At 73.3% G+C, this 25,040-nt stretch carries 22 protein-coding genes; 13 read left to right on the top strand and 9 right to left on the bottom strand.

Translation table 11 applies throughout. The annotated features are described in order from the left end of the window. Window positions 1-63: 63 nt before the first annotated feature. The 3 genes from uidA to AAEM63_RS10855 form a co-directional block, all read right to left on the bottom strand. On the bottom strand, window positions 64-1,869 hold the full coding sequence (gene uidA, locus AAEM63_RS10865) for a beta-glucuronidase (protein WP_341358291.1): 1,806 nt from the start codon (window positions 1,867-1,869) through the stop codon (window positions 64-66). Window positions 1,870-1,932: 63 nt separating this feature from the next. After that, the gene (locus AAEM63_RS10860) at window positions 1,933-3,354 is read right to left on the bottom strand and encodes a glycoside-pentoside-hexuronide (GPH):cation symporter (protein ID WP_341358290.1); all 1,422 of its coding nucleotides are present in this window, start codon (window positions 3,352-3,354) and stop codon (window positions 1,933-1,935) included. Window positions 3,355-3,389: 35 nt separating this feature from the next. After that, entirely contained in the window at window positions 3,390-4,046 is a 657-nt protein-coding gene (locus AAEM63_RS10855) for a cytidylate kinase-like family protein (RefSeq protein WP_341358289.1), read from the bottom strand. Window positions 4,047-4,246: 200 nt separating this feature from the next. Between AAEM63_RS10855 and AAEM63_RS10850 the strand changes: the two genes are divergently transcribed. The 3 genes from AAEM63_RS10850 (at window position 4,247) to AAEM63_RS10840 (ending at window position 9,521) form a co-directional block, all read left to right on the top strand. Further along, on the top strand, window positions 4,247-6,454 hold the full coding sequence (locus AAEM63_RS10850; RefSeq protein ID WP_341358288.1) for a glycoside hydrolase family 3 C-terminal domain-containing protein: 2,208 nt from the start codon (window positions 4,247-4,249) through the stop codon (window positions 6,452-6,454). A gap of 225 nt (window positions 6,455-6,679) precedes the next feature. Continuing rightward, complete coding sequence (locus AAEM63_RS10845; protein WP_341358287.1) at window positions 6,680-8,272, top strand: HD domain-containing phosphohydrolase; 1,593 nt, start codon at window positions 6,680-6,682, stop codon at window positions 8,270-8,272. A 43-nt stretch (window positions 8,273-8,315) separates the two neighbouring features. After that, entirely contained in the window at window positions 8,316-9,521 is a 1,206-nt protein-coding gene (locus AAEM63_RS10840) for an MFS transporter (RefSeq protein WP_341358286.1), read from the top strand. A gap of 85 nt (window positions 9,522-9,606) precedes the next feature. Here AAEM63_RS10840 and AAEM63_RS10835 read toward each other — a convergent pair whose 3' ends face one another. Next, on the bottom strand, window positions 9,607-11,427 hold the full coding sequence (locus AAEM63_RS10835) for a hypothetical protein (protein WP_341358285.1): 1,821 nt from the start codon (window positions 11,425-11,427) through the stop codon (window positions 9,607-9,609). Window positions 11,428-11,576: 149 nt separating this feature from the next. On the opposite strand from AAEM63_RS10835, the gene AAEM63_RS10830 reads away from it, so the two are divergent. From AAEM63_RS10830 to AAEM63_RS10810, 5 genes are all read left to right on the top strand, one after another. Then, on the top strand, window positions 11,577-12,347 hold the full coding sequence (locus AAEM63_RS10830; protein WP_341358284.1) for a cyclase family protein: 771 nt from the start codon (window positions 11,577-11,579) through the stop codon (window positions 12,345-12,347). 1 nt (window position 12,348) lies between these two features. After that, on the top strand, window positions 12,349-14,031 hold the full coding sequence (locus AAEM63_RS10825) for a thiamine pyrophosphate-binding protein (protein WP_341358283.1): 1,683 nt from the start codon (window positions 12,349-12,351) through the stop codon (window positions 14,029-14,031). 74 nt (window positions 14,032-14,105) lie between these two features. Next, window positions 14,106-14,756: a M23 family metallopeptidase gene (locus AAEM63_RS10820; protein WP_341358282.1), complete on the top strand. Its 651-nt coding sequence runs from the start codon at window positions 14,106-14,108 to the stop codon at window positions 14,754-14,756. A gap of 283 nt (window positions 14,757-15,039) precedes the next feature. Continuing rightward, complete coding sequence (locus AAEM63_RS10815) at window positions 15,040-15,768, top strand: alpha/beta fold hydrolase (RefSeq protein WP_341358281.1); 729 nt, start codon at window positions 15,040-15,042, stop codon at window positions 15,766-15,768. Between the two features lie 142 nt (window positions 15,769-15,910). Continuing rightward, window positions 15,911-17,296 carry an NAD(P)-binding protein gene (locus tag AAEM63_RS10810; protein WP_341358280.1) on the top strand — a complete coding sequence of 462 codons (1,386 nt, stop codon included), beginning with the start codon at window positions 15,911-15,913 and terminating at the stop codon, window positions 17,294-17,296. Between the two features lie 52 nt (window positions 17,297-17,348). Here AAEM63_RS10810 and AAEM63_RS10805 read toward each other — a convergent pair whose 3' ends face one another. Then, window positions 17,349-17,774 carry a type II toxin-antitoxin system VapC family toxin gene (locus AAEM63_RS10805; RefSeq protein ID WP_341358279.1) on the bottom strand — a complete coding sequence of 142 codons (426 nt, stop codon included), beginning with the start codon at window positions 17,772-17,774 and terminating at the stop codon, window positions 17,349-17,351. Then, window positions 17,774-18,028: a type II toxin-antitoxin system prevent-host-death family antitoxin gene (locus AAEM63_RS10800; protein WP_341358278.1), complete on the bottom strand. Its 255-nt coding sequence runs from the start codon at window positions 18,026-18,028 to the stop codon at window positions 17,774-17,776. The genes AAEM63_RS10805 and AAEM63_RS10800 overlap by 1 nt, the downstream gene beginning before the upstream one ends. 213 nt (window positions 18,029-18,241) lie before the next feature. Between AAEM63_RS10800 and AAEM63_RS10795 the strand changes: the two genes are divergently transcribed. From AAEM63_RS10795 to AAEM63_RS10785, 3 genes are all read left to right on the top strand, one after another. Further along, window positions 18,242-18,733: a DUF4262 domain-containing protein gene (locus AAEM63_RS10795; protein WP_341358277.1), complete on the top strand. Its 492-nt coding sequence runs from the start codon at window positions 18,242-18,244 to the stop codon at window positions 18,731-18,733. Between the two features lie 127 nt (window positions 18,734-18,860). Beyond that, the gene (locus AAEM63_RS10790; RefSeq protein WP_341358276.1) at window positions 18,861-20,504 is read left to right on the top strand and encodes an FAD-dependent oxidoreductase; all 1,644 of its coding nucleotides are present in this window, start codon (window positions 18,861-18,863) and stop codon (window positions 20,502-20,504) included. Between the two features lie 171 nt (window positions 20,505-20,675). Next, window positions 20,676-21,698 (top strand): Rv2578c family radical SAM protein, encoded by a 1,023-nt coding sequence (locus tag AAEM63_RS10785; RefSeq protein WP_341358275.1) that lies wholly within the window; start codon window positions 20,676-20,678, stop codon window positions 21,696-21,698. Between the two features lie 75 nt (window positions 21,699-21,773). Here the strand turns inward: AAEM63_RS10785 and AAEM63_RS10780 are convergent, their stop codons facing one another. Further along, complete coding sequence (locus tag AAEM63_RS10780) at window positions 21,774-22,430, bottom strand: DUF2461 domain-containing protein (protein ID WP_341358274.1); 657 nt, start codon at window positions 22,428-22,430, stop codon at window positions 21,774-21,776. Between the two features lie 168 nt (window positions 22,431-22,598). Here AAEM63_RS10780 and AAEM63_RS10775 point away from each other — a divergent pair, with 168 nt between their 5' ends. Then, window positions 22,599-23,210: a CueP family metal-binding protein gene (locus AAEM63_RS10775; RefSeq protein WP_341358273.1), complete on the top strand. Its 612-nt coding sequence runs from the start codon at window positions 22,599-22,601 to the stop codon at window positions 23,208-23,210. 136 nt (window positions 23,211-23,346) lie between these two features. Here AAEM63_RS10775 and AAEM63_RS10770 read toward each other — a convergent pair whose 3' ends face one another. Continuing rightward, window positions 23,347-23,754, bottom strand: a complete 408-nt coding sequence (locus AAEM63_RS10770) for a YchJ family metal-binding protein (protein ID WP_341358272.1) — start codon at window positions 23,752-23,754, stop codon at window positions 23,347-23,349. A gap of 150 nt (window positions 23,755-23,904) precedes the next feature. Between AAEM63_RS10770 and AAEM63_RS10765 the strand changes: the two genes are divergently transcribed. Next, window positions 23,905-24,453 (top strand): type 1 glutamine amidotransferase domain-containing protein, encoded by a 549-nt coding sequence (locus tag AAEM63_RS10765; protein WP_341358271.1) that lies wholly within the window; start codon window positions 23,905-23,907, stop codon window positions 24,451-24,453. Between the two features lie 84 nt (window positions 24,454-24,537). Here AAEM63_RS10765 and AAEM63_RS10760 read toward each other — a convergent pair whose 3' ends face one another. Continuing rightward, window positions 24,538-24,990 carry a hypothetical protein gene (locus tag AAEM63_RS10760; RefSeq protein ID WP_341358270.1) on the bottom strand — a complete coding sequence of 151 codons (453 nt, stop codon included), beginning with the start codon at window positions 24,988-24,990 and terminating at the stop codon, window positions 24,538-24,540. Window positions 24,991-25,040: the final 50 nt, after the last annotated feature.

Genomic DNA, 25,040 nt, shown 5'->3' with positions numbered 1-25,040 from the left:
CTGCCAAGGTCGGTGCCGCGTTCTCCCGGAGTGGCCGCAGCCGGGCTCGATCCGGCTCCGTGGCTACGGCCCGCCGCGCCAGCGCCGGCGCAGGGCGTGGGCAGCGGCCTTGGGTTGCCGGTCACGGGTGAAGACGCCCTTCTTGTTTCCGCCCACCCGCATGATCCCGGAGGTGGTGGCGAAGTCGGCGAAGTTCCACACGTGCTCGCCGACGACGGCGTCGACGCTGTCGAACACCCGGTGGCTCATGTCGAGGTAGGCGACCTGGTACTCCTCGGACCACGGCTCGGGGACCAGGCTGTGCAGCCCGGGGTAGGTGTCGGCGCCGTACTCGGTGATGATGATCGGCTTGCCGTCGCCCGACCAGGCGTCCAGCTCGGCCTTGAAGTCGTGCTCGGCGGCCGCGAGGTCGCCGGTGTTGACGTACCAGCCGTAGTACCGGTTGAGCATGAGCACGTCCCCGAACTGGGAGACGCGGCACGTGCCGTGCGGAGCGAGCATGACGTTGACGAACCCCACCGGCCGGGTCGGGTCGGCCTGACGGGCGACGTCGAAGAGGGGACGGAAGTACTCCTCCGCTGCCTCCGTCTCTGACTCGGGCTCGTTGGCGATGCTCCACAGGACGACGCTCGGGTGGTTCTTGTCCCGGGCGACCAGCTCGCGGATGGCCTGCGCGTGGACCTCCCGGGTGGCCTCGTTCGCGGTCTCGGGGGAGAAGGTCGTGTACCCCTGGCCACCGAAGATGCCGCCGCCCAGACCCATGTTCAGCCCGACGGCCGCCGTCTCGTCGATGACGACGACGCCGAGGCGGTCGGCGTGCTCGAGCACGTCCTCGGAGTAGGGGTAGTGGGAGGTGCGGAAGGAGTTCGCGCCGATCCAGCGCAGCAGCTCGAAGTCGTGGACGAGGTGGGCGTCGCTGTGGCCCTTGCCGATGACGGCGTGGTCCTCGTGCATCCCGAATCCCTTGAAGGAGAACGGCTCACCGTTGACGAGGAACTCGGTGCCGCGCACCTCCACGGTCCGCACGCCGACCTTGAGGTGGTAGCTGTCCGCCGTCGCGGCGCCGTCGAGCAGCCGGACCTCGAGGTCGTAGAGGTAGCCGTCGCCGGGTGCCCACCGGTGTACCTCGGGCACCGTGAGGGTGCCGGTCGGACCGGTGCCGTGCGCGACCTCGGCGCCGTCGGCGTCGCGCAGGACGACGGCGACGCCCGCGCCGGTCGAGACGTCCGAGTCGTCCGAGACGGCCTGGCCGGCGGTCTCGACGGTGTACCGGACCGTGCCCGTGGTGCCCTCGAGTCCCGTGACGACGGCGATGTCGGAGACGTGGTTGCGGGGGGTGCCGTAGAGCCACACCGAGCGGTGCAGACCGGCGTAGTTGAAGAAGTCGTGCCAGTAGCGCTGCTTCGGGCCGCTGGAGGTCTCCTCGATCGCGCCCGGCGGGATGGACCGGAAGCTCAGCGTGTTGTTGACGACGACGGTGACGCGCACCTCCTCGCCCGGGGTGACCAGTCCGGTGACGTCGGCCTCGAATGGGGTGTACCCGCCCTCGTGCTCGACGACCGGGGTCTCGTTCACCCAGACCACCGCACGGTGCGTGGCGGACTCGAGGTTCAGGACGACGCGCTGGCCCGCCCAGCCGCGCGGTACGCGGACGAGCGTCTGGTACCAGATGTCGCCGAAGTACTCGCGCACGGCGGCGTCGGTGACGAGGTCGTTGAAGCTGGCGGGCACCGGCATCAGGGACGTGCCCGGCAGCGGTCCCGTGTGCCAGCCGGCCGCGCGCCCCGCGCCGTCGGGATCGAGGGCGAAGCGCCAGAGGCCGTCCAGCCTCTTCCGCTCCCGGGTGGCGGTGTCCTGGGGACGCAGCATGGGACTCCTTCTCGGGGGTGACTGTCGGGCGGCGGCTGTCGGGCGGCGGCTGTCGGGCTTGCGCTACCGGGCGGAGGCGGCCCGGCGGGCGGCGATGTCGGCGGTGATCTCGCGGAACTTGGCCTCGGTGAGGGGGTAGAAGACCATGACGAGCAGCGACAGCAGGGCGAAGGTGGCGACGATGCCGCCGGCCCACAGCTGGATGGCCTCGGCGACCCCCTCCTCCTGGGTCTCGCCGCCGGCGGCCCGGGCGGCGCTGAACCCCGCCCAGGTGAGGGCGAAGCCGCCGACGAACCCGCCGAGCGCCTGGCCCATCTTCCGGGTGAAGGAGAAGGCGGCGTAGGTGGTGCCCTCGGTCCGGTTGCCGGTGCGCCACTCGCCGTACTCGACGGTGTCGGCCTCCAGCGCCCACATGAGGGTGTTGACGCCGTTGATGCCCAGGCCCATGAGGAGGAACGCGACGGGGCCCAGGAGTGGGACCTCGCCGAGGGGGGACAGCGCCAGCACGGCGGCGCCGACGATGGTGACGGCACCGAAGGAGACGTAGCCGGCGCGCTTGCCGATCGTGCGCACGATGACCGGGATGAGCGGCCCGACCACGAGGATGGCCAGGGTCTGGGCGAGGATGTTCCACGCGATGAACTGCGCGTCCTGCTGGACGTAGATGGCGATGTAGGACCCCAGCGTGCTCAGCGCCGTCACCGCGGTGAGGAACAGGACCGCGCCGAGTGAGAGCCACAGGAGCGGCTTGTTGGTGGTGAGGGTGCGCAGGCTGTCCTTCATCGAGACCGGCGACGTGGGCCGGGCGACCTGCTCGCGGGTGTTGAACACGAGGAACAGGTACAGCGCCATGCCGATGACGACGAAGGCGGCGGTGGTGAGGAAGAGCGACCGTTGCAGCGCCTCGGGGTTGCCGACGTTCGCGCGGATCTGCGGGGCGATGGCGAACGCCAGCCCGAGGATGGCGATCGAGGCGCCGTAGCCGCGGAAGGCCGCGAGCTTCCCGCGCTCGAGCGGGTTCTGGGTGATGGCCGGTGCCATCGAGCCGTACGCGATGTTCACCAGCGTGTAGAAGACCGACCCCATGAGCAGGTAGGTGACGTACATGTACACGACCGCGGCGCCGCCCGAGATGTCGGGGAAGAAGGTCTTCGCCGAGTAGATGGCCATGCTCGTGAGCAGCAGGGGCAGGGAGAACCACAGGACGAAGGGCCGGAACTTGCCGAGCCTGCCCGGCTTCTTGGCGTCGACGGCGCGGCCGGCGAAGAGGTCGGTGAACGCGTCGACGAAGCGGACGACGAGGAACATCGTGCCGACGACGCCGCCCTCGATCCCCACGACGTTGGTGTAGTAGAGGATGAGGAAGAAGCCCGCCATCGTGAAGGAGAGGTTGTTCGCGGCGTCGCCCGCGGCGTAGGCCAGGTAGTTGCGCGTGGTGAGCTTGCGGGGGGTGACCACCCCGGTCGCGGGGACGGCGGTGTCCATGCTCGTCAGCTCCTCGGGTGGGGTGGTGCGGCGGCTCAGCGCGTCCGTACGCGGGCGGCGTGGACGATCGCGTCCGCGGCGGCGTCCAACGGGATACGGCTGGTGTTGATCACCAGGTCGTACCGGTCGGGCAGGCGCGGGTCCCACCCGTACAGGGTCTTGGACATCTCGGAGCGCACCTGGTCCTCCCGCTCCTGACGCCGGGCGGCCTGCTCGGTCGTGATGCCGGCCTCGCTCGCCGCGCGGGTGATGCGGTCCTCGCGGTCGCCGGTGAGCAGCACGTGCACGGTGTTGGGCCGGTCGGCCAGGATGACGGCGCCGTTGCGTCCGAGGATGACGCCGCCCTGTGCCGCCTCCTCCCACACCGCCCGGTTGTTGTCCATGACGAGGTCGTACTTCTGCTGCTGGGTGGCCACGACGTCGCGGCCCTCGAACCCGCCGTAGGCGCCGCCCATCGCCGAGTACACCGTCGCCAGCACCGCGTTGCTCCTCAGCACGGCGTCGGGTCCGGCCTCGAGGTCCTCGGAGCTGAAGGCCTGGGGGTGGAACGGCAGGCCCAGCTGCTCCGCGACCCGGCGGCCCACGGTGGTGGCGCCAGCACCGTAGTGCTCGAAGATCGTGATCACGGGCCTGTCGGCCGTCCCGCGGTCGCCGGCGCGGTCCTGACCTGCTCCGGGTGTGGCGTCAGACATGCCGACCTCCTCGTCGAGCTCCTCGTCGAGCCCGATGTCCTGAGGCTAGTCCGCTCGGGCTCCCGTGCCCAGGTTCCGGTGGCTCGTGAGGCAGGGACCTCGCCGGCTCGACCCGGCCCGGGCGGGCGGCGCTCGTCCTCGCGACCGCCGGGACCGCGCACTGGGCCTCGCGCCGGGCGCGCGCGAGGAGTTTGATCGACGTGGGCGTCGTCGCCGGCGTCGCCCCGGACCACAAGGAGATGACCATGCCGAGTGACACCGCCGCCACCGCCTCGGACCGACCCTGGACGGACACGTCGTCGCCCCCCGGGGACCGGGCGCGGGCGCTCGTCGCCGCCATGACGCTGGAGCAGAAGATCGCCCAGCTGCACGGGGCGATGGAGACCATCGACATCTACGCGCTGACCGCGCAGGCGGTCGAGAGCGGTGCGGACATGGACCAGCTGGCCGCCCAGATCCGCATCGAGCGGCACGTCACCGGCATCGAGGAGCTCGGCATCCCGCGCTTCCGGATCACCAACGGACCGGTCGGGGTGGGGATGGGCGACGGCACGCCGAGCCCGCCGGCCACCGCGCTGCCGATGACCATCGGTCTCGCGGCCGGCTTCGACCCCGACCTGGCGCACCGGTACGGCACCGTGATCGGGGAGGAGGCGGCCACGCTGGGCCAGCACGTCCTCGAGGGGCCCGGGGTGTGCCTCCACCGGCTCCCGACGGCGGGGCGGAACTTCGAGTACTTCTCCGAGGACCCGTACCTCAGCGGCGTCATGGGGGTGGCGGTCACCCGGGCCATCCAGGACCACGGCGTCATCGCCATGGGCAAGCACTACGCCGTCAACGACCAGGAGTACGAGCGCTTCCGGACCGACGTCGAGGTCGACGAGCGGACCCTGCGCGAGCTGTACCTGCTGCCCTTCGAGATGCTCGTCAAGGATGCCGGCATCGCGGCGATCATGAGCGCGTACAACCGGGTCCGGGGCACGTACGCCACCGAGAACCGGTACCTCCTGCACACGGTCCTGCGGGAGGAGTGGGGCTTCGAGGGGTACGTGCAGTCCGACTTCTGGTCGTGCCGGTCCGCGGCGCCGTCGATCAACGCGGGCATGGACCACGAGATGCCCGACGCCAAGTGGCTCAACGAGGCCAACGTCAAGGCAGCCCTGCACGACACGAGCCTGGAGATCGAGACGGTCGACCGGGCCCTGGTGCGCCGGTACACCCAGATGTTCCGGCTCGGGCAGTTCGAGCGGCCCTACGCGCCCGGCGAGATCGACGCACGGCGCAACGGCGAGGTCTCCCGGCGCATCGGCGAACAGATCGCCGTGCTGCTGAAGAACGAGAACCAGGTGCTGCCGCTGGATCCCGGGGTGGGCAGCATCGTCGTCATCGGGCAGGCCACCTACGTCGACGAGGCCTGCCTCGGCGGCGGCGGCAGCTCGAAGGTCGACCCGCTCTACACCGTGCGGCCGGTGGACGGGCTGCGGGAGGTCCTCGACGGGCTCGGCTCCACCGCCGCGCTGAGCAAGGTCACCGTCGCCGACGACCTGTCCAACCTCGAGGAGGCCAGGACCGCGGCCGCCGCTGCCGACGTCGTCGTCATCATGGCGGGGCTGGTCGCCACCGAGGGCGCGGACCAGGACGACGCGAACATGCTCAACGACCAGAACCGCCTCATCGCCGAGGTGGGACCGGTCAACCCGCGCACCGTGGTGGTGCTCAAGGACGGCAACCCCGTCCTGATGCCCTGGATCGACGCCGTCCCCGCCGTCCTCGAGGTGTGGAACCAGGGCTCGGAGGACGGGCACGTGGTCGCCGACCTCCTCCTCGGCGTCGTCAACCCCTCCGGGAAGCTGCCCACGACCTACCCGCGCGACTGGGCGGACACCCCGTTCGCCGGGCACCCCGAGCGGTACCCCGGCACGGACGAGAGCGCCGGCTACCCGGTCATCCGGTACACCGAGGGGCTGCGGATGGGCTACCGCTGGTACCAGTCGGAGGGCGTCACGCCGCTCTTCCCGTTCGGGCACGGGCTGTCGTACACGACGTTCGAGCTCTCGGACCTGGCCGTGAGCCCCACCACGGACGACGGGACGTCGCCGCTCACGGTCGAGGTGACGGTGACCAACACCGGGGACGTGGCCGGCGCCGAGGTGGCCCAGGTCTACCTCGGCCTGCCGGCGGCGGCCGAAGAGCCACCGAGGCGGCTCGTCGGGTTCGCGAAGGTGCGGCTCGAGCCCGGGGCGTCGGAGCGGGTGCGGGTCGTCGTCGACTCCGGGGCGACGCACCACCCGCTGTCGGTGTGGGACGCGTGCACGCACGGCTTCGTCGTCCTGCCGGGGGAGTACACCGTCCACGTGGGCACCTCCAGCGCCGACACGCCCCTGACGGCGACCGTGACGATCGGCTGAGCCGGGCGCGGCGGCCCCGCGACGAGCTCGCTGGCCGGCCTGCCCGACCCAACCCGGTGCTCGGCATCCCGGGCGAGTCTGCTGATCTGGTCGTCCGCAGCGACCAGGTGAGCAGACTGGTCGGCCGGGTCTTGTCGCGCCCGGCCTGCCCGACAACGCACCGGCAGGTCGGCAGCGGCGGGACGACCCGTTGTGGCCGCGGGTCGAGGGTGCCACCGTGGGGTGATGATCCGGCTCCTGGCCATCCTCGGCGGGCTGTCCGGTGCGATGGACCTGGGGTCCGGCTCCCCGCTGGACGAGTCGCTCACCCGGTCCGTGGTGGCGGTCCGGCTGGCGCGCGCCCTCGGCTGCCCCGAGGAGGACGCACGGGTGGTCCTCTATGCCTCCCTCCTCGAGCACCTCGGCTGCACCGCCGCCTCCTACGAGGCGGCCGGGCTCTTCGGGGACGACATCTCCCTCGTCCGGTACAGCTTCCTCGCCGACGTCGAGCGGCCCGGCGACGTCCTGCGCACCTTCGTCCCCGGGGTGAGCGCCGCGTCCGGGCGCAGGCGCGCGCAGACCCTCCTCACCGCCGTCCGCAGCGCCCGGGACGAGGCGCCGCCCACCGCCACGTGCGAGGTGGCGCGCGACGCCGCGGTCGGGCTGGGGCTCGGCGACGCCGTCGCGCAGACGCTCGCGCACGTCACCGCGATGTGGAACGGCAAGGGGCAGCCCCACGTGGCGGGGGAGCAGATCCCGGTCACCACCCGGATCATGCACGTCGCCGGCACCGCCGTCCTCCTCGCCCTCCACGCCGGACCGGCGACGGCGCTCGCCGAGCTGCGGCGACGCGCCGGCACCCACCTGGACCCGGACGTCGTCGCCGGGTTCGACGTCGGCCTGCTCGAGGGGCTCGTCGACCTGCCTGAGCGTCCCCCGGCCCCGGCCGCAGCCACGCCCGGAGGGCTCACGGACGCCCAGCCCCTGTCCGCTCCCGCCACGCTCGACCCCCTCGAGGCGGCCCTCGCCGTCGAGCCCGACCCTGCGCTTCTCGTCGACGAGGGCGGACTGGCGGACGTCGCCCGCACCTTCGGCCACCTCGTGGACCTCAAGAGCCCGTGGCTGCACGGACACTCGGCGGGCGTGGCGGACCTCGCGGGCGACGCCGCCGAGATTCTCGGTCTGCCCGATGCCGCCCGCGTGCGGATCGCCGGGCACCTCCACGACCTCGGCCGGATCGGCGTCTCGAGCCGGATCTGGACCAAGCCCGGACCGCTCACGGCCGCCGAGCGCGACCAGGCCCGCCTCCACCCGTACTACACCGAACGGATCCTCTCGCGCTCACCGGCACTGGCCGACCTCGCCCACGTCGCGGCCCAGCACCACGAGCGGTGCGACGGGACCGGCTACCACCGTGGCCTGCGCGCGGCGGACCTGTCGATGCCCGCACGCGTGCTCGCCGCGGCGGACCTCTACCGCTCGAGCGTGGAGGACCGGCCCCACCGGGCCGCCCTGACGGCCGACGCCGCCGCCGGGCGCCTGCGGTCCGAGGCGAGGACGGGCCACCTCGACCCCGACGCCGCCGCGGCGGTCCTGCGCGCCGCCGGGCACGAGCGGCCGAGCCGACCGGCCGGGGTGGGCGGACTGACCGACCGTCAGGTCCAGGTGCTGCGCCTGCTCACCCGAGGGCTGACCAACCGGGAGATCGGTGACCGGCTCGGCGTCTCCCCGCGCACGGCCGAGCACCACGTCCAGGACATCTACGTCCGCATCGGCGTGAGCACCCGCCCCGCCGCCGCCCTGTTCGCGATGGAGCACGGGCTGCTCGAAACCCGGTAGGTCTACCCATGTGCGGGGCGCCGCGCCGGACGACAGTGCCGGCATGACCACCACCGGCACCCTTCCCACCGACTCGCGTGAGCGGCTGTTCACCCGGCCCTTCGTCATGCTGGGCCTGGCCGAGCTCGCCTACTTCACCGCCGACGGCGTCGCGATCTACGCCCTGCCTCTGTACGTGACGGGTCCGCTCGGCTCGAGCACCGCCGCCGCGGGGCTCGCGTTCGGCGCCTTCGCGGTGGTCGCCCTCGTGGCACGGCCCTTCGCCGGCCGGGTGGCCGACACGAGGGGACGCCGCCCCTCACTCGTCGCGGGCGCGCTGCTGTGCGCGGTGTGCATGGCGCTGACGCCGCTCGCGGGCGGGCTCGCCGGCGTCGTCGCGCTCCGGCTCGTCCTGGGACTGGCGGAAGCGGCGTTCTTCGTGGCGGCGGTGGCCGCGCTCATGGACCTCGCCCCGCCCAGCCGGATCGGGGAGGCGATGAGCTACAACTCGCTCGGGCTCTACCTCGGCCTCACCGCGGGCCCGCCGCTGGGCGAGCTGCTCGTCCGCGCCGCCGGCTTCACCACCGCGTGGCTCGCCGCCGCGACATTCGCGGCCGCGGCGGCCGCCCTGGCGGCAGGGATCGGCGAGACGCGACCGACCATGCCGGACGGACCAGGGGGTGCGGGCGAGCCGGGCGTGGCCAGGGACCGGCACCTCGTCCACCGCCCCTCGGTGCCGGTCGGGCTGGTGTTCCTCGCCTCCATGGTGGCGATGGGCGGGTTCCTCGCCTTCGCCGCCCTCCACGCCGAGTCGGTCGGCATGGCGAACGCGAGCGTGCCGCTGGCCACCTACGGGATCGTCGTCGTCACCTGCCGGATCGTCTTCGCCACGGTGCCCGACCGGTTCCCGCCGCTGCGGCTCGCCACCGCCGCCGTCGCGACGATGGCCGCCGGGCTCGGGCTCGTGGCGCTCTGGCCGACGCCGCTCGGGGCGGTCGCCGGGGCGGCCGTCATGGGCCTGGGCATCACGTTCAGCACCCCGGCCCTGTTCGCCGCGATCTTCGCGCTCGCGGGCCCGGACGAGCGTGGCGCGGCGTCCGGGACGGCGAGCGCCGCCATCGACCTCGGGATCGGCCTCGGACCGATGCTGCTCGGTGTCGTGGCCGAGTCGGCCGGGACCCCGTGGGCGTTCGGAGTCGCGGCCGGCGTCGCCCTCGCCGGCGCGGTGTGGGCGCTGGCGTTGACGCAGCGGGAGCGGGTGGCCGCGTGACGCCCTTGCGGGCAGGCAGAGCGCCGACCAACCTCCTCGTCTGGTCGTTCGCAGCGACCAGACGAGCAGACTCGCGCGGCGGGCATCATGTGCGACTCGGCGGCCGGGTCCGCGGACCGAACTCCCAGTCGAGGGCCTCCTTCTCGTACCGGGTCCCGGCGACCGGGTCGACGCCGCTGAGCACGCGCATGCGCTCGTTCGCGTCCCGGCGGGCGCCGCGCGGCCCGACGGCAGCGGGGGAGAGGGCCCAGCCGTACCGCGCGGACTCCATCCCGGAGACCAGGGCCTTGAGGGGACTCTTCTCGACGAAGCTCAGCTGCGTCCAGGCCACCTTCGCCCGCTCGAGCGGCAGCGTGACGGCGACGTCGGGGCCGTCCCGGCGGATCACGAAGGCCACCCGGTGCACGGTTCGGCCGCGGGCCGGTGCGGGGTGGGGCTCGGCTGATGGCGCTGCGGGCGGCGCCGGCACGGTCGACGCGTTGATCCGCGCGACGTGCAGCCAGTGGAACCTCGCGACCGGCCGCGATTCGCGGCCGAGCACCACGACACCGTCGCGCTCGAGCACGACCGTGACGGTCCGCGCGAGGCCGCCGTTCCGGTCTCGGGCGAAGGCGTCCGGCCGGAGGTCGCGCAGGGCGGACACCAGGGCTGCGTCGCGCCGTCCCTGCAGCACGGTGGATGGGCTGAACGCCACGGCCGCGCGGAAGAACTCCTCCTCGCGGTCATCGAGCAGGGCCGTCCACGCCAGCACCGCGACGGCGCCCACGAGCCCGGCGAGGAGGACCTGGCCGAGCGATACCGGGTGCGCCGTCGTCCACGCCGGCGTCGAGGAGAGCACCATCGCGGCGACTGCGGCGGCTGCTGCGAGCGGGGCGCGACGCTCGCGGACCCGCACGGTCCAGCTCCGGCGGGTGAGGCGCTGCTGGAAAGCGTGGCCGACGGTGCGTGGGTCGCCGTCGGCCGGGGCGACGACGAACGCCCTGCGCACCTCGTCCTCCGGCCCGGCTCCTGCCCGCGGCCGCCGTCGGACAGCCCCGGGCCCCTCCCACGACGGGTACGGCGCACTCAGCTCCGGGAGGCGGTTGTGCAGGGTCGCCAGCTCCGCGCGCAACCGCTCCTCGTCGACGTCGGTGGGCGAGATACCGAGGCCGTCCAGCCGGCCGTGCCGCATGGCGGACACCAGCGCGTCGGGGGCGGGCCGCCACCTGAGGAGGTGGCGCGCGAACGGCACGGTCATGAAGTGGCAGGCGTCGAGGGCGTCGGCGTAGGCGTCCATCCCGGAGTAGCCCATCGACGCGGTGATGTGGGCGGAGGTCCTGCTCAGCTGGACGGTCGCGAACGACGCGGCGACGTCGAGCAGCAGGAACACCGCCGGCGCACCGTACTCGGCGAACCCGGTCGCCGCGAGGCTGTCCTTCGGCGGCAGCCCGAGGGCGTCCTTCACCCCGGCGACGGCCCGGCCGAACATCGTCGTGCCGTGCGCGAGCAGGACCTCACGGCACACGAGGGTGTCCAGCAGACGGGCCGTGAGCTCCGGGACCGAGGTGCTCGGGTGGTACCGGGACGCGGGGATCGAGGCGGCGTAGCGCCGGCCCAGGAACGCGGCGAGGCCCGGCGACTCGCCCGTGCGAGGCCGGGTGATCATGCTGTCCGGCCGGTCGAGCTCACGCTCGAGCTCGGTCAGGGTGCGGAGGTCGAGCGCGTCGAGGAGGGCGAGAGCGTGCTGCAGATCCTGCGGATCGTGCCCGACGGCGCCGGCCCGGGCTGCCGCGTCGGCCCGGGCTGCGGCGGCGAGCCGTTCCAGCCGCACGGCGCGGTCCACGTGCTCGGCGTCCGCCTCGTGCCCGGTGTCCGCCCCATGTCCGGTGTCGTCGTGTCCGGCGTCCGCCGCCTGCTCGTCCGTCACTGCGTCCCCCTGTGCCGACGGCGCCGGCTCCGACGGCGAACGTTACTGACCGCAACCAGGACGGGTGAGCGACCACGCAGCCGCGATGTGCTCTCCGCCCCGTGCCCGGTGTGCCACCCTGTGCGGCAACCACCTGCGAAGGAGCACCCATGGCCCTGCTTGCCGACCTCGTCGCCGCCCTGCGGTCCGGCTCGGTGGAGGTCGTCGACCTCACCGCACCGCTGGCCGCCGAGACGCCGATCCTCGAGCTGCCCGAGCAGTTCGGGCAGACCGCGTCGTTCCGCCTCGAGGAGATCTCGCGCTACGACGACCGCGGGCCCGCGTGGTACTGGAACAACTTCCGCACCGGGGAGCACACCGGCACGCACTTCGACGCCCCGGTCCACTGGGTCACCGGGAAGGACGGGGCCGACGTCGCCACCGTCCCGGCCGGGCAGCTCGTGGCGCCCGCCGTCGTCCTCGACGTCACCGACCAGGTCACGCAGGACCCGGACTTCGTCATCACCCGCGAGCACGTCGAGGCCTTCGCCGCCGAGCACGGCCCCCTGCCCGACGGCGGCTGGCTCCTGTGCCGCACCGGGTGGTCGGCGCGGACCACGCAGCACGACATGATCAACAAGGACGACGACGGCCCGCACAGCCCGGGGATGTCCGCCGACTGCGCCCGCTGGATCGCGGAGGAGACCCCGCTGATCGGCCTCGGCGTGGAGACCGTGGGCACCGACGCGGGCGCGGCGGCAGGGTTCGAGCCGCCGTTCCCGTGCCACTCGTACCTCCTCGGCAACGGCAAGTACGGCCTCGCCCAGCTGACGAACCTCGACCGGCTGCCGGCCACCGGCGCAGTGCTGGTCACCTCGCCGCTGAAGATCGTCGGCGGGTCCGGCTCGCCCGCCCGGGTGCTGGCCCTCGTCGAGCGCTGACGTGCGGGTCGCCGAGGTGGTCGGCCGGGCGCTGGTGCACTCGGGCGTCGACCACGTCTTCGGGGTGGTGGGTTCGGGGAACTTCCGGGCGACCAACGCGATGGTCGACGCCGGCGCGCGGTTCGTCGCCGCCCGGCACGAGGGTGGCGCGGCCACCATGGCCGACGCCTACGCCCGCACCGCGGGGAGGGTCGCCGCCGTGTCCGTGCACCAGGGGTGCGGCCTGACGAACGCCATGACCGGGATCGCCGAGGCGGCGAAGTCGCGCACCCCGCTCGTCGTCCTCGCGGCCGAGGCGACCGCGCCGACGTCGAACTTCCACGTCGACCAGGACGCCCTCGCGCGTGCGGTCGGGGCGGTGCCGATGCGCGTCGGGGCCGCCACCGCGGCTGCCGACGCCGTCGGCGCCGTCGCCACCGCCCTGCACGACCGGCGCACGGTGCTGCTCAACCTCCCGCTCGACGTCGCGGACCTCGAGGTGGGCGACGTCGAGATCCCGCCGCTCCCCGCCCCGCCGGACCCACCTGCACCGTCCGTGACGGACCTCGAGCGGCTCGCCGCGGCGCTCCGGGCAGCCGAGCGCCCGGTTTTCGTGGCGGGCCGGGGCGCTCGCTCCGTCGCGGCGCGGGACGCGCTGGCGGCGCTGGGCGAGAGGTGCGGTGCGCTGCTGGCGACCTCCGCCGTCGCCAAGGGGCTCTTCCGGGGCGAGGACTGGGACCTCGACGTCTCCGGCGGGTTCTCCTCGCCGGTGGTCGCGGAGCTGGTGGCGAGCGCCGACCTCGTCGTCGGGTGGGGGTGCGCGCTGAACATGTGGACGATGCGCCACGGCCGGCTCATCGCCGCCGACGCCACCGTGGTCCAGGTGGACGACACCCCCGAGGCGCTCGGTGTCCACCGCGCGCTCGACCTCGGGGTGGTCGGGGACGTGGCCGTGACGGCGGCCGCTGCGCTCGCCCTGCTCGGCGGTGCGGCGGACATCGGGCCGACGGACACCGGGGCGACGGCCGCCCCGACTGTCATGGGGCACGACACGGCGGGGTACCGCACGGCCGACGTGCACGACCGGCTCGCCGCCGGGCGGCGGTGGCGGGACGTCCCGTTCGAGGACCGCTCCACCGGCGACCGGATCGACCCCCGCACGCTGACCATCGCCCTCGACGACCTCCTGCCCGCCGAGCGCGTCGTCGCCGTCGACTCCGGGAACTTCATGGGCTACCCGTCGATGTTCCTCCGTGTCCCCGACGAGCGCGGGTTCTGCTTCACGCAGGCCTTCCAGTCCATCGGGCTGGGACTGGCGAGCGCCATCGGCGCGGCCCTCGCCGAGCCGGACCGGCTGCCGGTCGCCGCGCTCGGCGACGGCGGGGCACTCATGGGGGCCGCGGAGCTGGACACCGTGCGCAGGCTCGGCCTCCCGATGGTGGTGGTGGTCTACAACGACGACGCCTACGGCGCCGAGGTGCACCACTTCGCCGGAGAGCCCCTGGGCTCGGTGAGGTTCCCGCCCACTGACGTCGCCGCCGTCGGCGCCGGTTACGGGTTCGACGCCGTGACGGTGCGCGGGCCGGCCGACCTCGGTGCCGTGGCCGCGTGGGTGGCCGGTCCGCGGGACCGGCCGCTGCTCGTCGACGCCAAGGTGGTGGCCGACGAGCCGGCGTGGTGGCTGGCGGAGGCGTTCGGGCACTGAGGCGGGGCGTACGACCTGTTCCCGACACGGGCTGCGGGGCGCGAGGGCCGTGTGGCGTGTGTCAGCCTGAGGACGTGAGCGTGGCACCCCCCGCCCGGCCGCTGGTTCTCGCCTACCCGTTCCGCGGACGGTGGCGCACCGAGAACAGCCCGGCACGCCGGATCCCCAGCCACGGCACGGCGCTGTACGGGACGTCGCACGCGATCGACTTCGTCGCGGTCGATGCACGCGGCCGGTCCGGCCCGATCACGTGGCGCACCCTGGTCGCGACCGAACCGCCCGAGACCTACGTCGGGTTCGGCCTGCCGGTCACCGCGCCGGTCTCCGGCACCGTGGTGGAGGCCGTGGACACGATGCCCGACCACGACGGACGCCGGTCGCAGCCCGCGCTCATCCGGTACGCGCTCGGTCAGCCGGCACGCGCCCGGGCGGGGGTGGACTCGCTCGCCGGCAACCGCGTGGTCATCGCGGTCGGGCCCGAGGGTCCGTACGTGGTCCTCGCACACCTGCGCCGGGGAACGGTCCGGGTGCGCCCGGGACAGCGGGTCGAGGTGGGGGAGCTGCTGGGCGAGTGCGGGAGCTCCGGCAACAGCACCGAGCCGCACGTGCACGTCCAGGTGTCCGACACGACCGACTGGCCCCGAGCCCGCGGCGTCCCGCTGGCGTTCCTGGGCTCGGACGGCAGCGCACGGATTCCCGCCGAGCGCGAGGTCGTGGTGATCTGAGGGGCGGCGCCCAGGCTCACCGGGCGCTGGTACTCCCCGAGGTAGGTGTGGTGTTTCTCGACTGTTCGCTACGCGAGCATCGGGCGTCGGTTCGGCGACAGGATGTCCGGCCGGCGAACACAGACGCAGAACACCGCCCGCGCCAGCCCGCCACGTGGGCGCATCAGAGCGCACCGCCGGGAGGAGCGCGGGAAGGACCCCGCCGTCCCGGCCATCGACATCCGGGCCCGCACCGGCCATCGTGGACACCTGGCCGCATCCGACCGCACCACGAAGGAGCGACATGGCCGAGACGAACGCGCACGCCGCACCGATCATCCTGGTCCCGGGCTTCTGGCTCGGGGCATGGGCCTGGGACGAGGTGGCCGAGCTTCTGCGGGCCGAGGGGCACGACGTCACCGCCCTCACCCTCCCCGGCCTCGAGTCGGCGGACGCGGACCGATCAGCCGTCACCTTCGCCGACCACGTGGACGCGATCTGCGCGGCGGTCGAGGCGAAGGACGCCCCGGTCGTCCTGGCGGTCCACAGCGCCGCCGGCTTCTCCGGCTACGCCGCCAGCGACCGCGTCCCGGGACGGATCGCGGCCATGGTCTACGTGGACACTGCACCCGGCAAGGGCGCCCTCGACCCCGATTTCGACGGCGTGGAGAAGCCGATGGTCTGGTCGGAGATCGAGGAGGAGGAGAACCTCGACGGACTCACGGAGGAGCAGAAGGAGACCTTCCGCCGGCGCGCGGTGCCCGAGCCGGGGAACCTCATCCGCGAGTCCGCGGACCTGACGAACGACGCCCGTCGGGACATCCCCAGCACGTTCATCTGCACCGGCTTCACCGCCGAGCTCTACCAGACCTCCGCCGTCGAGCATCCTGAGTGGGCGTTCGTCGCGGGCATCCCGGAGCTGCGCGAGACGACCTGGATCGACCTGCCGACCAGCCACTGGCCGATGTGGTCGCGGCCGCGGGAGCTGGCGGAGACCCTCGGCGAGGTCGCTACCCGCGCAGGCGCGCACTGAGGTCCGCGCCGCCTCCCGCACGGGCGCGCACCGAGGTCCGCGCCGCCTCCCTGGGACGAGCCGGCCGACCGGGCACGAACCGGACCCACCGCGACGCCTCCCAGCTCTGTACAGGCCGCGCCGGCGGTGGTTCCGTTGTCCCATGGTCCCGACCGTGGACGCCGACTACCTCGTGGTGGGGGCGGGGGCCAGCGGCATGGCGTTCACCGACGCGCTGACCGACCACGCGGACGTACGGGTCGCCGTCGTCGACCGGCGCCACGACGTCGGCGGGCACTGGCTCGACGCCTACCCCTTCGTCCGCCTCCACCAGGCCTCGGCGTTCTACGGCGTCGCCTCGACACTGCTCGGTGACGGGCAGGTCCAGGACCACGGGCCGGAGACCGGCCTGCAGGAGCGCGCCACCGTCTCGGAGATCTGCGCGTACTACGGGCGGGTGCGCGAGGCGATGGTGACCACGGGCGACGTCGAGGTGCTCGTGGGCTGCGAGTACCTCGGCGACGGGCAGATCGTCTCTCACGTGTCCGGCAAGCGGTTCGAGGTGCGGCCGGGGTGCCGGGTCGTCGACGCGCGCTACCTCGCGCCGGACATCCCCGCGGACACCCCGCCACCGTTCGAGGTGGCCGGCGGTGCGCAGGTGCGGCCGGTCAACGACCTGGCCCGGCTCTCCGAGGCGCCGGGGCAGTTCGTCGTCGTCGGGTCCGGCAAGACCGCGACCGACGCCTGCGTGTGGCTGCTCGCCCGCGGGGTCGACCCCGACGCGATCTGCTGGGTGCGCCCGCGCGACCCGTGGATGCTCAACCGGGCCGTGATCCAGCCCGACCCGGCGGTCTTCACCGGCATGGTGGCCGACGTCATGGTCGCGGCCGCGGCGGCCACCTCCCTCGAGGACCTCTTCCTCCGCCTGGAGGACGCCGGCGTGATGCTGCGGATCGACCGGACGGTGACACCGACGATGGCGAAGACCCCGACCTTGGCCACCTGGGAGCTCGAGCAGCTGCGCACCATCGACAACGTCGTGCGGCTGGGGCACGTCCGGCGCGTCGAGACGGGCCGGGTCGTCCTCGACGGCGGGACCGTGACGACGGCGAAGGACGCGCTGGTCGTGCACTGCGCCGCATCGGGGCTGAAGTACCCGCCGCTCGTGCCGATCTGGGGACCGGCGGCGATCACCCTGCAGCCCATCCGGGTGGGCTTCCCCTGCTTCGGGGCGGCCCTGGCCGGGTACGTCGAGGCCACGCGGACCGACGACGCCGAGAAGAACCGGCTGTGCCCGCCGACGCCGTACGCGAACACGCTCACCGAGTGGGCGGCCATGAACGTTCTGGGGAGGCGGTCCTCCCTGGCGTTCGGCGCCGAGCCGGACATCAAGGCGTGGGCGAACAGCACCTCCCTGAACCCGGCCCGCGTCCCGCCCGGGTACCCCGGCTCAGCCGCGCTCGACGACGCGCACGAACAGCTGCGGACCTACGGTGCGCTCGGCGTGGCACGGCTCGAGCAGCTGGGCGGGCTCGCGGCTGCGGCGTGAGGCCCTCGTCAGGAGGATCCGTCCGGTCGCCCCTCGCTCGTCCGGGACCGTGTCAGCCGGTGGTGTCGTAGGTCGTCACCCCCAGGTTCGACCAGGCCGTCAGGAGCTGCCTGTCACCTGACGCGGCGACCACGTCGGCGTCGTTGACCAGCCAGGCCGCGGCGCAGTGGACGGCGTCGTAGCCACGAAGAGCGTGATCACCCGCATGTCTCGACGCCGCGCGCATGAGGTCGCCGTCAAGCTCGAGCACCTCGACCGCCTGCCACAGCTCCTCGAGCACCGACCGGCAGCGGTCGAGCCGGCCCGGGCCGAGCCGACCGATCCGCTGGGCGAGTGCGAGCGCCGCGCTCGTCTCGACGTAGAGCAGCCGAGTGCTGACCAGCGTGTCCGCGTCGTCCCAGAACCGGCGGCAGGCTGTGCTCGTCGGCTCCTCGACCAGCAGTGGCACGAACGCCGAGGTGTCCAGGTAACCGATCATCAACGACGTTGCTCGGCGATGAGATCGCTCACGGGCCCCGTGGTCGTGACCGGGTCGGGCGCGGGCTGCTTGACGCGGGGGGCCGGCTGGACGCGGCCCTCGCGGCGCAGCTGCTCCAGGCGGGTCGGTCGGGCGACCGGAACGATCCGGGCCACGGGGCGACCGTGCTCGGTGACCGTCACCGTCCTGCCCGCCTTGACCTCCGCGAGGTATCGGCTGAGTGCGTCGCGCAGCTGGCGTACTCCTACATCCATGGGTCCACTCCTTGTGGCGCCAATGATGATCATGAGTATAGCCACCTTCCCTGCAGTCCCGTCCTGTCACTGTCATGCGCCCCGATCGTCGTCGGCGTAGCCGGGCGACGCGGTTCGCCTGGGGACGGCCGGTCAGGGTGAGGACATGCTGTGGATCGCCGGCCGCCGGTCCGCTCCTGCCACCTAGCGTCGTGCTCGAGGAAGGGAGCGGGCATGGCAGGTGTGGGAGACCCGGCCGTCGGGGCGTGGCTGGACCAGCAGGAGCAGCTCGTGGCCCAGCACGTACGCGAGCACGGCGTGCACCTGGAGTACGTCTTCGGCGACCCGGGACGAGAGCGCCCGCCGTTCTGCTACACCGTGGGCCTGTTCGGGATCGGGCACCCCGAGCTGCTCGTGCTGGGGCTGAACATGGACAACGCCGCAGGGGTGCTCAACCACCTCGCGGGCCAGGTCTACGACGGACGGCAGCTCATGCACGGCGAGGTCGTCGGCTTCGAGCAGTGGCCGCACCGGCTCTTCGTGGAGGAGTCGCCGAACCCGGGCGAGATCGTCTACGCGGCCAACGTCCACTACCGGCGGCCGGCGGAGCACTCCGTGCCGGTGTTCCAGCTGACCGTTGACGACCGGTCGGGACGGTTCCCGTGGGATCCAGGCTACGACGTCCCCGCCTGGCGTCAGCCGCGGCCGGGGGAGTTCCGGGCCTGACCGAGCACCGCGGATCCCGGCGCGCCCGCGCGCCGCGGCGGCACGCGGGCTGCCGCGGGGGCGGCCCGGACCGCTAGCGTGGACAGATGCTCGGCCTCGTGACCGTGCTTCAGGCGGGAGCCCCGCGATGACGTCCGTCGCGCCCGTGATCGTCGTCGTCGACGCGAACGACGACGACCGCGGGCGCACCTGCGCGGCGCTGAACCGCCGGTTCGGCCCCGACTACACGGTGCTCCCCGCCGCGTCGGCCGAGGCGGGGCTCGACACCCTGCGGTCCCTCGCGCGCGACGGCGCCGAGGTGGCGATGGTCCTCGCGGACCTCCACCTCGGCGGCGTGACGCTCCTCGAGGCGGCGCACGCCCTGCATCCCGGGGCGGGCCGGGTCCTGCTGTTCGCGATGGACCGCCACCACACCCACATCCCGTTCGGCGAGCTGGAGACGCTGCAGCGGGCGGTGGCGCTCGGGCAGATCGACTTCCAGCTCGCCAAGGGGTGGGTGGACCCGGAGGAGTGGTTCTACCCCCAGGTGCAGGAGTGGCTGAGCGCCTGGACCAAGGCCCACCGCCCTCACTTCGTCATCTACCGCCTCGTCGGGGAGCAGTGGACCCGCCGCACCCACCAGCTCCTCGACCTGCTGACCCGCAACGGCGTCCCGTTCGACTTCCACCCGGCCGACTCGCCCGAGGGTCTTCGGCTCATGGCCGAGCACGGCCTCGGCGAGGGCGACCTCCCCGCCGCCGTCCACGTCAACGGCACCGTGCTGCGCGACCCGACCTTCGCCGACGTCGCCGCCTCCCACGGGATCACCACCGAGGCCGGCGGTGCGGTGCACGACCTCGCCGTCGTCGGCGCCGGCCCGGCCGGGCTCGCCGCCGCGGTGTACGGGGCCTCCGAGGGGCTGCGGACGGTCGTGATCGAGCCCGAGGCGATCGGCGGCCAGGCCGGGACGAGCTCGCTCATCCGCAACTACCTCGGGTTCCCGCGTGGCATCGGCGGCGGACCGCTCGCGCACCGGGCGTGGGAGCAGGCCCTGCTGTTCGGGGCACAGTTCGTCTTCACCCGCCGGGCCGTCGGGCTCGCGGCCGACGGGGACGAGCGGGTCCTCACCCTCGACGGCGGCGGCCAGGTCCGGGCGCGCGCCGTCATCCTCGCCTCCGGGGTGACCTACCGGCGCCTGGGCGGCACCGATCTCGAGCGTCTCGTCGGGGCCGGGGTGTACTACGGCGCGGCCGGCGTCGAGGCCCCGGCGATCGCCGGGGAGGACGTCCACGTCGTCGGAGGCGCGAACTCCGCCGGCCAGGCCGCCCTGCACCTGGCGAGGTTCGCCCGGCACGTGACGATGCTCGTGCGGGGGGAGTCCCTGGCGGCGAGCATGTCGGACTACCTCGTCCGGCAGATCGAGGCGACCGCGAACATCACGGTGCGGGCCGGGACGAGGGTGGTCGGGGGCGGGGGAGCGGAGCGCCTCGAGAGCGTCGTCCTGGCGGGACCCGACGGCGACCGGCAGGCGGTGCCGACCGCGGCGCTCTTCGTGCTCATCGGTGCGGCGCCGCACACGGACTGGCTCGCGGGCACGGTCGAGCTGGACGAGCAGGGCTACGTGCTCACCGGTCGCGACCTCGGCCGGGGCGACTTCGAGACGAGCATGTCCGGCGTCTTCGCCGCGGGGGACCTCCGGCGCGGGTCGGTCAAGCGCGTCGCCGGGGCGGTGGGCGAGGGGTCGGTCGCGGTGGGGGTGGTGCACCGGTACCTCCTGGACCTGTCGGACTGACCCCAGCGGGCTGCGCATTCCTCCGGAGGGCCAGGCGCCGGAGAGCCACGCGATGAGAGCGATACCCAGAGAGCCACGCGCCTGCGTGGGTAACGCACCCGCAGGGCCCGGACGCGACACCTCCCTGCCCGGTGCTCGACGTGGTGTCGTAAGTGTGTTCGAATGGATGTCATGAGATGGGAGTCGCGCCAGCTGAAGGTCGCGGACGAGACGGCGCTCGTGCCGCTCGCCGGTCTGGTCCGCAGCGTCCGCACGCCGGACTTCGACGGCGTGACGTTCCACGAGGTGCTGTGCAAGAGCGCACTCAACCGGGTGCCCGCCGCGTCGCAGGTGCCGTTCTCGTGGACCATCAACCCCACCCGGGGCTGCCTGCACCGGTGCACGTACTGCTTCGCGCGGCGCACCCACGAGTACCTCGACCTCGACGCCGGCAAGGACTTCGACACCCAGATCGTCGTGAAGACGAACGTCGCCGACGTGCTCCGCAAGGAGCTCGCCCGACCGTCGTGGCAGCGCGAGCACGTCGCCCTCGGTACGAACTCCGACCCGTACATGCGGGCTGAGGGCCGCTACCGGCTCATGCCGGGGATCATCACGGCGCTCGCGGAGTCCGGGACGCCGTTCTCCATCCTCACCAAGGGTCCGCTGCTCAAGCGGGACCTGCCGCTGCTGGTCGAGGCAGCGCGGACGGTGCCGGTGTCGGTGGCGGTCTCACTGGCCCTGATCGACCCCGATCTCCAGCAGCGCGTCGAGCCGGGCACACCCACCCCGAAGGCGCGGCTGGACCTCATCCGTGCGGTGACCGACGCCGGGCTCGAGTGCACCGTCCTCGCGATGCCGATCCTGCCGTGGCTCACCGACTCCGACGACCACCTCGACGCGCTGTTCGCCGCGCTGGCCGAGGCCGGGGCCGCCGACGTCACCACCGGTGCCCTGCACCTGCGGCCCGGTGCGCGTGAGTGGTTCCTCGCCTGGCTCGGCCGTGAGTACCCCGAGCTGGTCCCCGGCTACCGGCGCCTCTACGGCTCCGGCTCCTACGCCTCGACGGAGCACCGCACATGGCTCGGTGAACGGGCAGGTCGGGCGCGCCGGAAGCACGGGTTCGACAGGCGGCCGCAACGGCGCTGGACCCGCACCGGCCAGGAGGCGGCGCCGCCACCCGCCGTCGAGCCGGCCCAGCCGGCGCTGTTCTGAGGCGGGCAGGTTCTCGGCGCTGCCGGCCGGTAGGCACGTTCTCGGCGCCACCGGCCGGCTCGCACATCCCCGGCGCTACGGGCGGGCGGTCACGTCCTCGGCCGGTCCGACGTGCTCGGTCGCCCACCGTGCGAGCGGGCGCACCTCCGTCCACATCGCGCGGACACGATCGAGTGCCTCGGTCGTGGCCAGCCAGGTCGGCACCCCCACGTTCCGGATCGCCATGAGCTCCTTGCGCCGCAGCAGCTCGAGCCGCGGGTGATCCGCCGGGTAGCCGCGTGGCCGGGTCTTGAGGGTCGCGCCGATCACCTCGTACCCCTGGCCCTCGAGGGTGGCGACGATCGCCGGCAGCTCGCCGCCGTCGTCGGCATCGACCGCGCGACGGTACCGGTCCGTCTGGGTGGCGGAGTGGGAGCGGAACCCGCCGCCGACGCTGAGACCGTCGGCATCGAGCTGGACGTAGTACCCCAGCCCGCGGGCAGGCCCGGCGATCGCGCCCTGGTGGGTCTTGTACGGCGACTTGTCGGCGCTGAACCGCACGTCCCGGTGCGGGCGAAACACCACAGCGGGGCCGAACTCCGGCTCCAGCGCGGCCATCAGTGCCCGCATGGGATCGCGGACCTCCCGCTCCCAGCGCGCCTTGTGCTCGGCCCAGAACTCGCGCGAGTTGTGCAGCTCGAGCTCGGCGTAGAACTCCGGCCCCCACGGGGTGAACCCGGCGAATTCGCTCATGGACGCCATCATCGCCGAGCATGGGCGGAGACCGGGAGCCCTGCCGTGGAGCCTGTGGATGCACGGGGCCGCGGATGAGTCCTTGGACCCAGGTGGTGTGGCTGGCGTGATGGCAGGCTTGCCGGAAAGTTCAGCATTTGCGCCCTTCGGGCGGATCGGAGAGAGACCATGGGACGACGACTCGTTGCCGCCACCGCGGGTGTGCTCGTGCTGCTCGCCGGCTGCGCCGGCGCCGCCGAGGAGCCCGGCCCTGCCGCGACCGGCGCTGCACCCACCACCGCCGGGGCGACGGAGTCCGACGTCGAGGCACTGCTGACCGAGCACGGCCTGGCGGACCTCGACACGGCGGCGATCGTCGACGAGCTCGACCGGGTGGCGCTGACCGAGCGCTCGACCGACCTCATGGCGTCGGTGCGCGTGGACCAGCTGGTGCTGTCCGACGCCGACCAGGAGGTCGCCGTCGACCTTCCCGACGACCGGTTCTACCTCTCCGTCGCCCCGTACGTGGACCAGACGCACGAGTGCTTCTACCACTCGCTCACCACCTGCAAGGGCGAGCTCGGCGGCAAGGAGGTGCAGGTGAGCATCGTGGACGACGCCACCGGCGACGTCCTCGTGGACGAGACGGTGACCACCTTCGACAACGGGTTCACCGGCTTCTGGCTGCCGCGGGACATCGAGGCGACCCTCACCGTCTCCTACGACGGAAAGACCGCCGAGACCGCCATCGGCACCGGCGAGGAGGACCCGACCTGCCTGACCACGGTGCAGCTCGCCTGAGCTGACCCGGGCCGGGAGGCGCGCGCTCGCGTCGGGGGCGGTTGCCGTCGCGGGGGCGGTTACCGTCGCTGGAGCGGTCGCAGTCGCGAGGCTGTCGCTGTCGGCGAGGCGGTCGCCGTCGGCCGCGCGGGTCAGCTCAGCGGCGCGCGCCGTCGACGTAGAACCAGCGTCCGCCCTCGCGGACGAACCGGCTCACCTCGTGCAGCCGGCCGCGCCCGTCCGCGCCGCGGTGGTGAGCGACGAACTCCACGACGCCTCCGTCGTCGAACGGGCCGCCCGCCGACGTCAGCACGACGTCGAGGCGGCGCCACTCCACGTCGTCGTCCAGCTCGAGGTGGCCCGGACGGGTCGAGCGGTGCCACGTCGCGAGCAGGTAGGAGGCGTCGCCGACGGCGAACGCGCTGTACCGCGAGCGCATGAGCGCCTCCGCGGTCGGCGCGTACGGACCGCCGGAAGCGATCCCGGCGTGGAGCGGCCCGCAGCAGTCCGCGTAGACCAGGCCGGACAGGCACGGACAGCGGGCGTCGTCGGCAGGCTTCGGCATCGGACCATTCTCGCGCGCCGCCACCCCGCGGAGGCCGGGTTGTGGAGCGCGCCGTCGCCGCGGTCGGGCGCCGCGAGGTGCGCCTCGACGGGCGAGGTCGCGGCGCGGCTCGTAACGTCGAGGCGTACCGCACGAGAGAAGGAGAAGAGCATGGCTGAGCTGTCCGGCAAGCGCGTCGCGTTCCTGCTGACCAACGGCTTCGAGGACTCGGAGCTGACCTCGCCCTGGGAGGCCGTGACCTCCGCCGGCGCCGAGGCGGTGCTCGTCTCGCCGGAGTCCGGCACGATCACCGGCAAGACGGGCCACGAGGCGAGCGTCGACCTCGCCGTCGGCAGCGCGAGAGCCGACGACTTCGACGGTCTCGTTCTGCCCGGTGGCGTCGCCAACGGCGACAAGCTCCGCATGGACACCGACGCCGTAGCCCTGGTCCGGGCGTTCTTCGAGCAGCACAAGCCGGTGGGCGTCATCTGCCACGGCGGCTGGATCATGGCCGACGCGGACGTCCTCAACGGCCGTACGGTCACCTCCTACCCGAGCCTCAGGACGGACCTGCGCAACGCGGGCGCGACCTGGGTGGACGAGGAGGTCGTCGTCGACGCCGGTCTGGTGAGCAGCCGGACGCCGAAGGACCTGCCCGCGTTCAACGACAAGCTGGTCGAGGAGCTCGCCGAGGGCGAGCACGAGGGCCAGACCGCCTGAGCGCACGACGCGGGCCGAGGCCGTCGGCCGGCCTGAGGGGTCGGCCGACGCCTCGGTCGGCAGGGGTGCTCACGCGGACGGGGCTCAGAGCTGGCTCGCGGGCACCTTGTTCACGGTGCAGACGAAGTACTTCACGACGCCGTGGTCGACGGCGTCGCCGGCGGTGAGCGCGGCCAGGACCTCGTCGGTGGCGTCCAGCACGCCGTCGTCGTCGAGGTCACCTGAGGTGAGCGCGGCCTCGTACCCGTTCGGGAACCGGACGTCGTGTACCTGCCATCGTCCGCCGTTGTAGTCGCGGTCGCCCGGGGCCGCCGTGGCGACGCTGCGCTGGGCGTCGCCGAAGCTGTAGATGGTGTCCCACGAGTGCTCCGGCGCCCCCGTGCCGGAGAGCTCGGTGGGCGTGGCCACGGTGCGGTAGAGCTCGTGGTCGACGTAGAAGGCGGGGCCGCTCACCCCAGCCTGGGCGGACGACGCGAGGCCCAGCGACCCGAGCGCGACGACGGCGACGCCGGCGGCGGTGCGGATGTGGTTCGACATGGTTTCTCCTCCTTGGTCGCCGGCCGTGGCGGCCGGCCTGTCACCAGTGA

This window comes from Georgenia sp. M64 (assembly GCF_038049925.1).
Lineage (GTDB): Bacteria > Actinomycetota > Actinomycetes > Actinomycetales > Actinomycetaceae > Georgenia.
Note: the sequence above shows the minus strand (reverse complement) of the source record. Positions and strands in the feature narration are given on the sequence as shown.

What these genes read in the sequence shown, in the direction of transcription:
- uidA (WP_341358291.1), bottom strand. Translation starts at nt 1,869, where the DNA reads ATGCTGCGTCCCCAGGACACCGCCACCCGGGAGCGGAAGAGGCTGGAC.
- AAEM63_RS10860 (WP_341358290.1), bottom strand. Translation starts at nt 3,354, where the DNA reads ATGGACACCGCCGTCCCCGCGACCGGGGTGGTCACCCCCCGCAAGCTC.
- AAEM63_RS10855 (WP_341358289.1), bottom strand. Translation starts at nt 4,046, where the DNA reads ATGTCTGACGCCACACCCGGAGCAGGTCAGGACCGCGCCGGCGACCGC.
- AAEM63_RS10845 (WP_341358287.1), top strand. Translation starts at nt 6,680, where the DNA reads ATGATCCGGCTCCTGGCCATCCTCGGCGGGCTGTCCGGTGCGATGGAC.
- AAEM63_RS10840 (WP_341358286.1), top strand. Translation starts at nt 8,316, where the DNA reads ATGACCACCACCGGCACCCTTCCCACCGACTCGCGTGAGCGGCTGTTC.
- AAEM63_RS10830 (WP_341358284.1), top strand. Translation starts at nt 11,577, where the DNA reads ATGGCCCTGCTTGCCGACCTCGTCGCCGCCCTGCGGTCCGGCTCGGTG.
- AAEM63_RS10815 (WP_341358281.1), top strand. Translation starts at nt 15,040, where the DNA reads ATGGCCGAGACGAACGCGCACGCCGCACCGATCATCCTGGTCCCGGGC.
- AAEM63_RS10810 (WP_341358280.1), top strand. Translation starts at nt 15,911, where the DNA reads ATGGTCCCGACCGTGGACGCCGACTACCTCGTGGTGGGGGCGGGGGCC.
- AAEM63_RS10805 (WP_341358279.1), bottom strand. Translation starts at nt 17,774, where the DNA reads ATGATCGGTTACCTGGACACCTCGGCGTTCGTGCCACTGCTGGTCGAG.
- AAEM63_RS10800 (WP_341358278.1), bottom strand. Translation starts at nt 18,028, where the DNA reads ATGGATGTAGGAGTACGCCAGCTGCGCGACGCACTCAGCCGATACCTC.
- AAEM63_RS10795 (WP_341358277.1), top strand. Translation starts at nt 18,242, where the DNA reads ATGGCAGGTGTGGGAGACCCGGCCGTCGGGGCGTGGCTGGACCAGCAG.
- AAEM63_RS10790 (WP_341358276.1), top strand. Translation starts at nt 18,861, where the DNA reads ATGACGTCCGTCGCGCCCGTGATCGTCGTCGTCGACGCGAACGACGAC.
- AAEM63_RS10785 (WP_341358275.1), top strand. Translation starts at nt 20,676, where the DNA reads ATGAGATGGGAGTCGCGCCAGCTGAAGGTCGCGGACGAGACGGCGCTC.
- AAEM63_RS10780 (WP_341358274.1), bottom strand. Translation starts at nt 22,430, where the DNA reads ATGAGCGAATTCGCCGGGTTCACCCCGTGGGGGCCGGAGTTCTACGCC.
- AAEM63_RS10775 (WP_341358273.1), top strand. Translation starts at nt 22,599, where the DNA reads ATGGGACGACGACTCGTTGCCGCCACCGCGGGTGTGCTCGTGCTGCTC.
- AAEM63_RS10770 (WP_341358272.1), bottom strand. Translation starts at nt 23,754, where the DNA reads ATGCCGAAGCCTGCCGACGACGCCCGCTGTCCGTGCCTGTCCGGCCTG.
- AAEM63_RS10765 (WP_341358271.1), top strand. Translation starts at nt 23,905, where the DNA reads ATGGCTGAGCTGTCCGGCAAGCGCGTCGCGTTCCTGCTGACCAACGGC.
- AAEM63_RS10760 (WP_341358270.1), bottom strand. Translation starts at nt 24,990, where the DNA reads ATGTCGAACCACATCCGCACCGCCGCCGGCGTCGCCGTCGTCGCGCTC.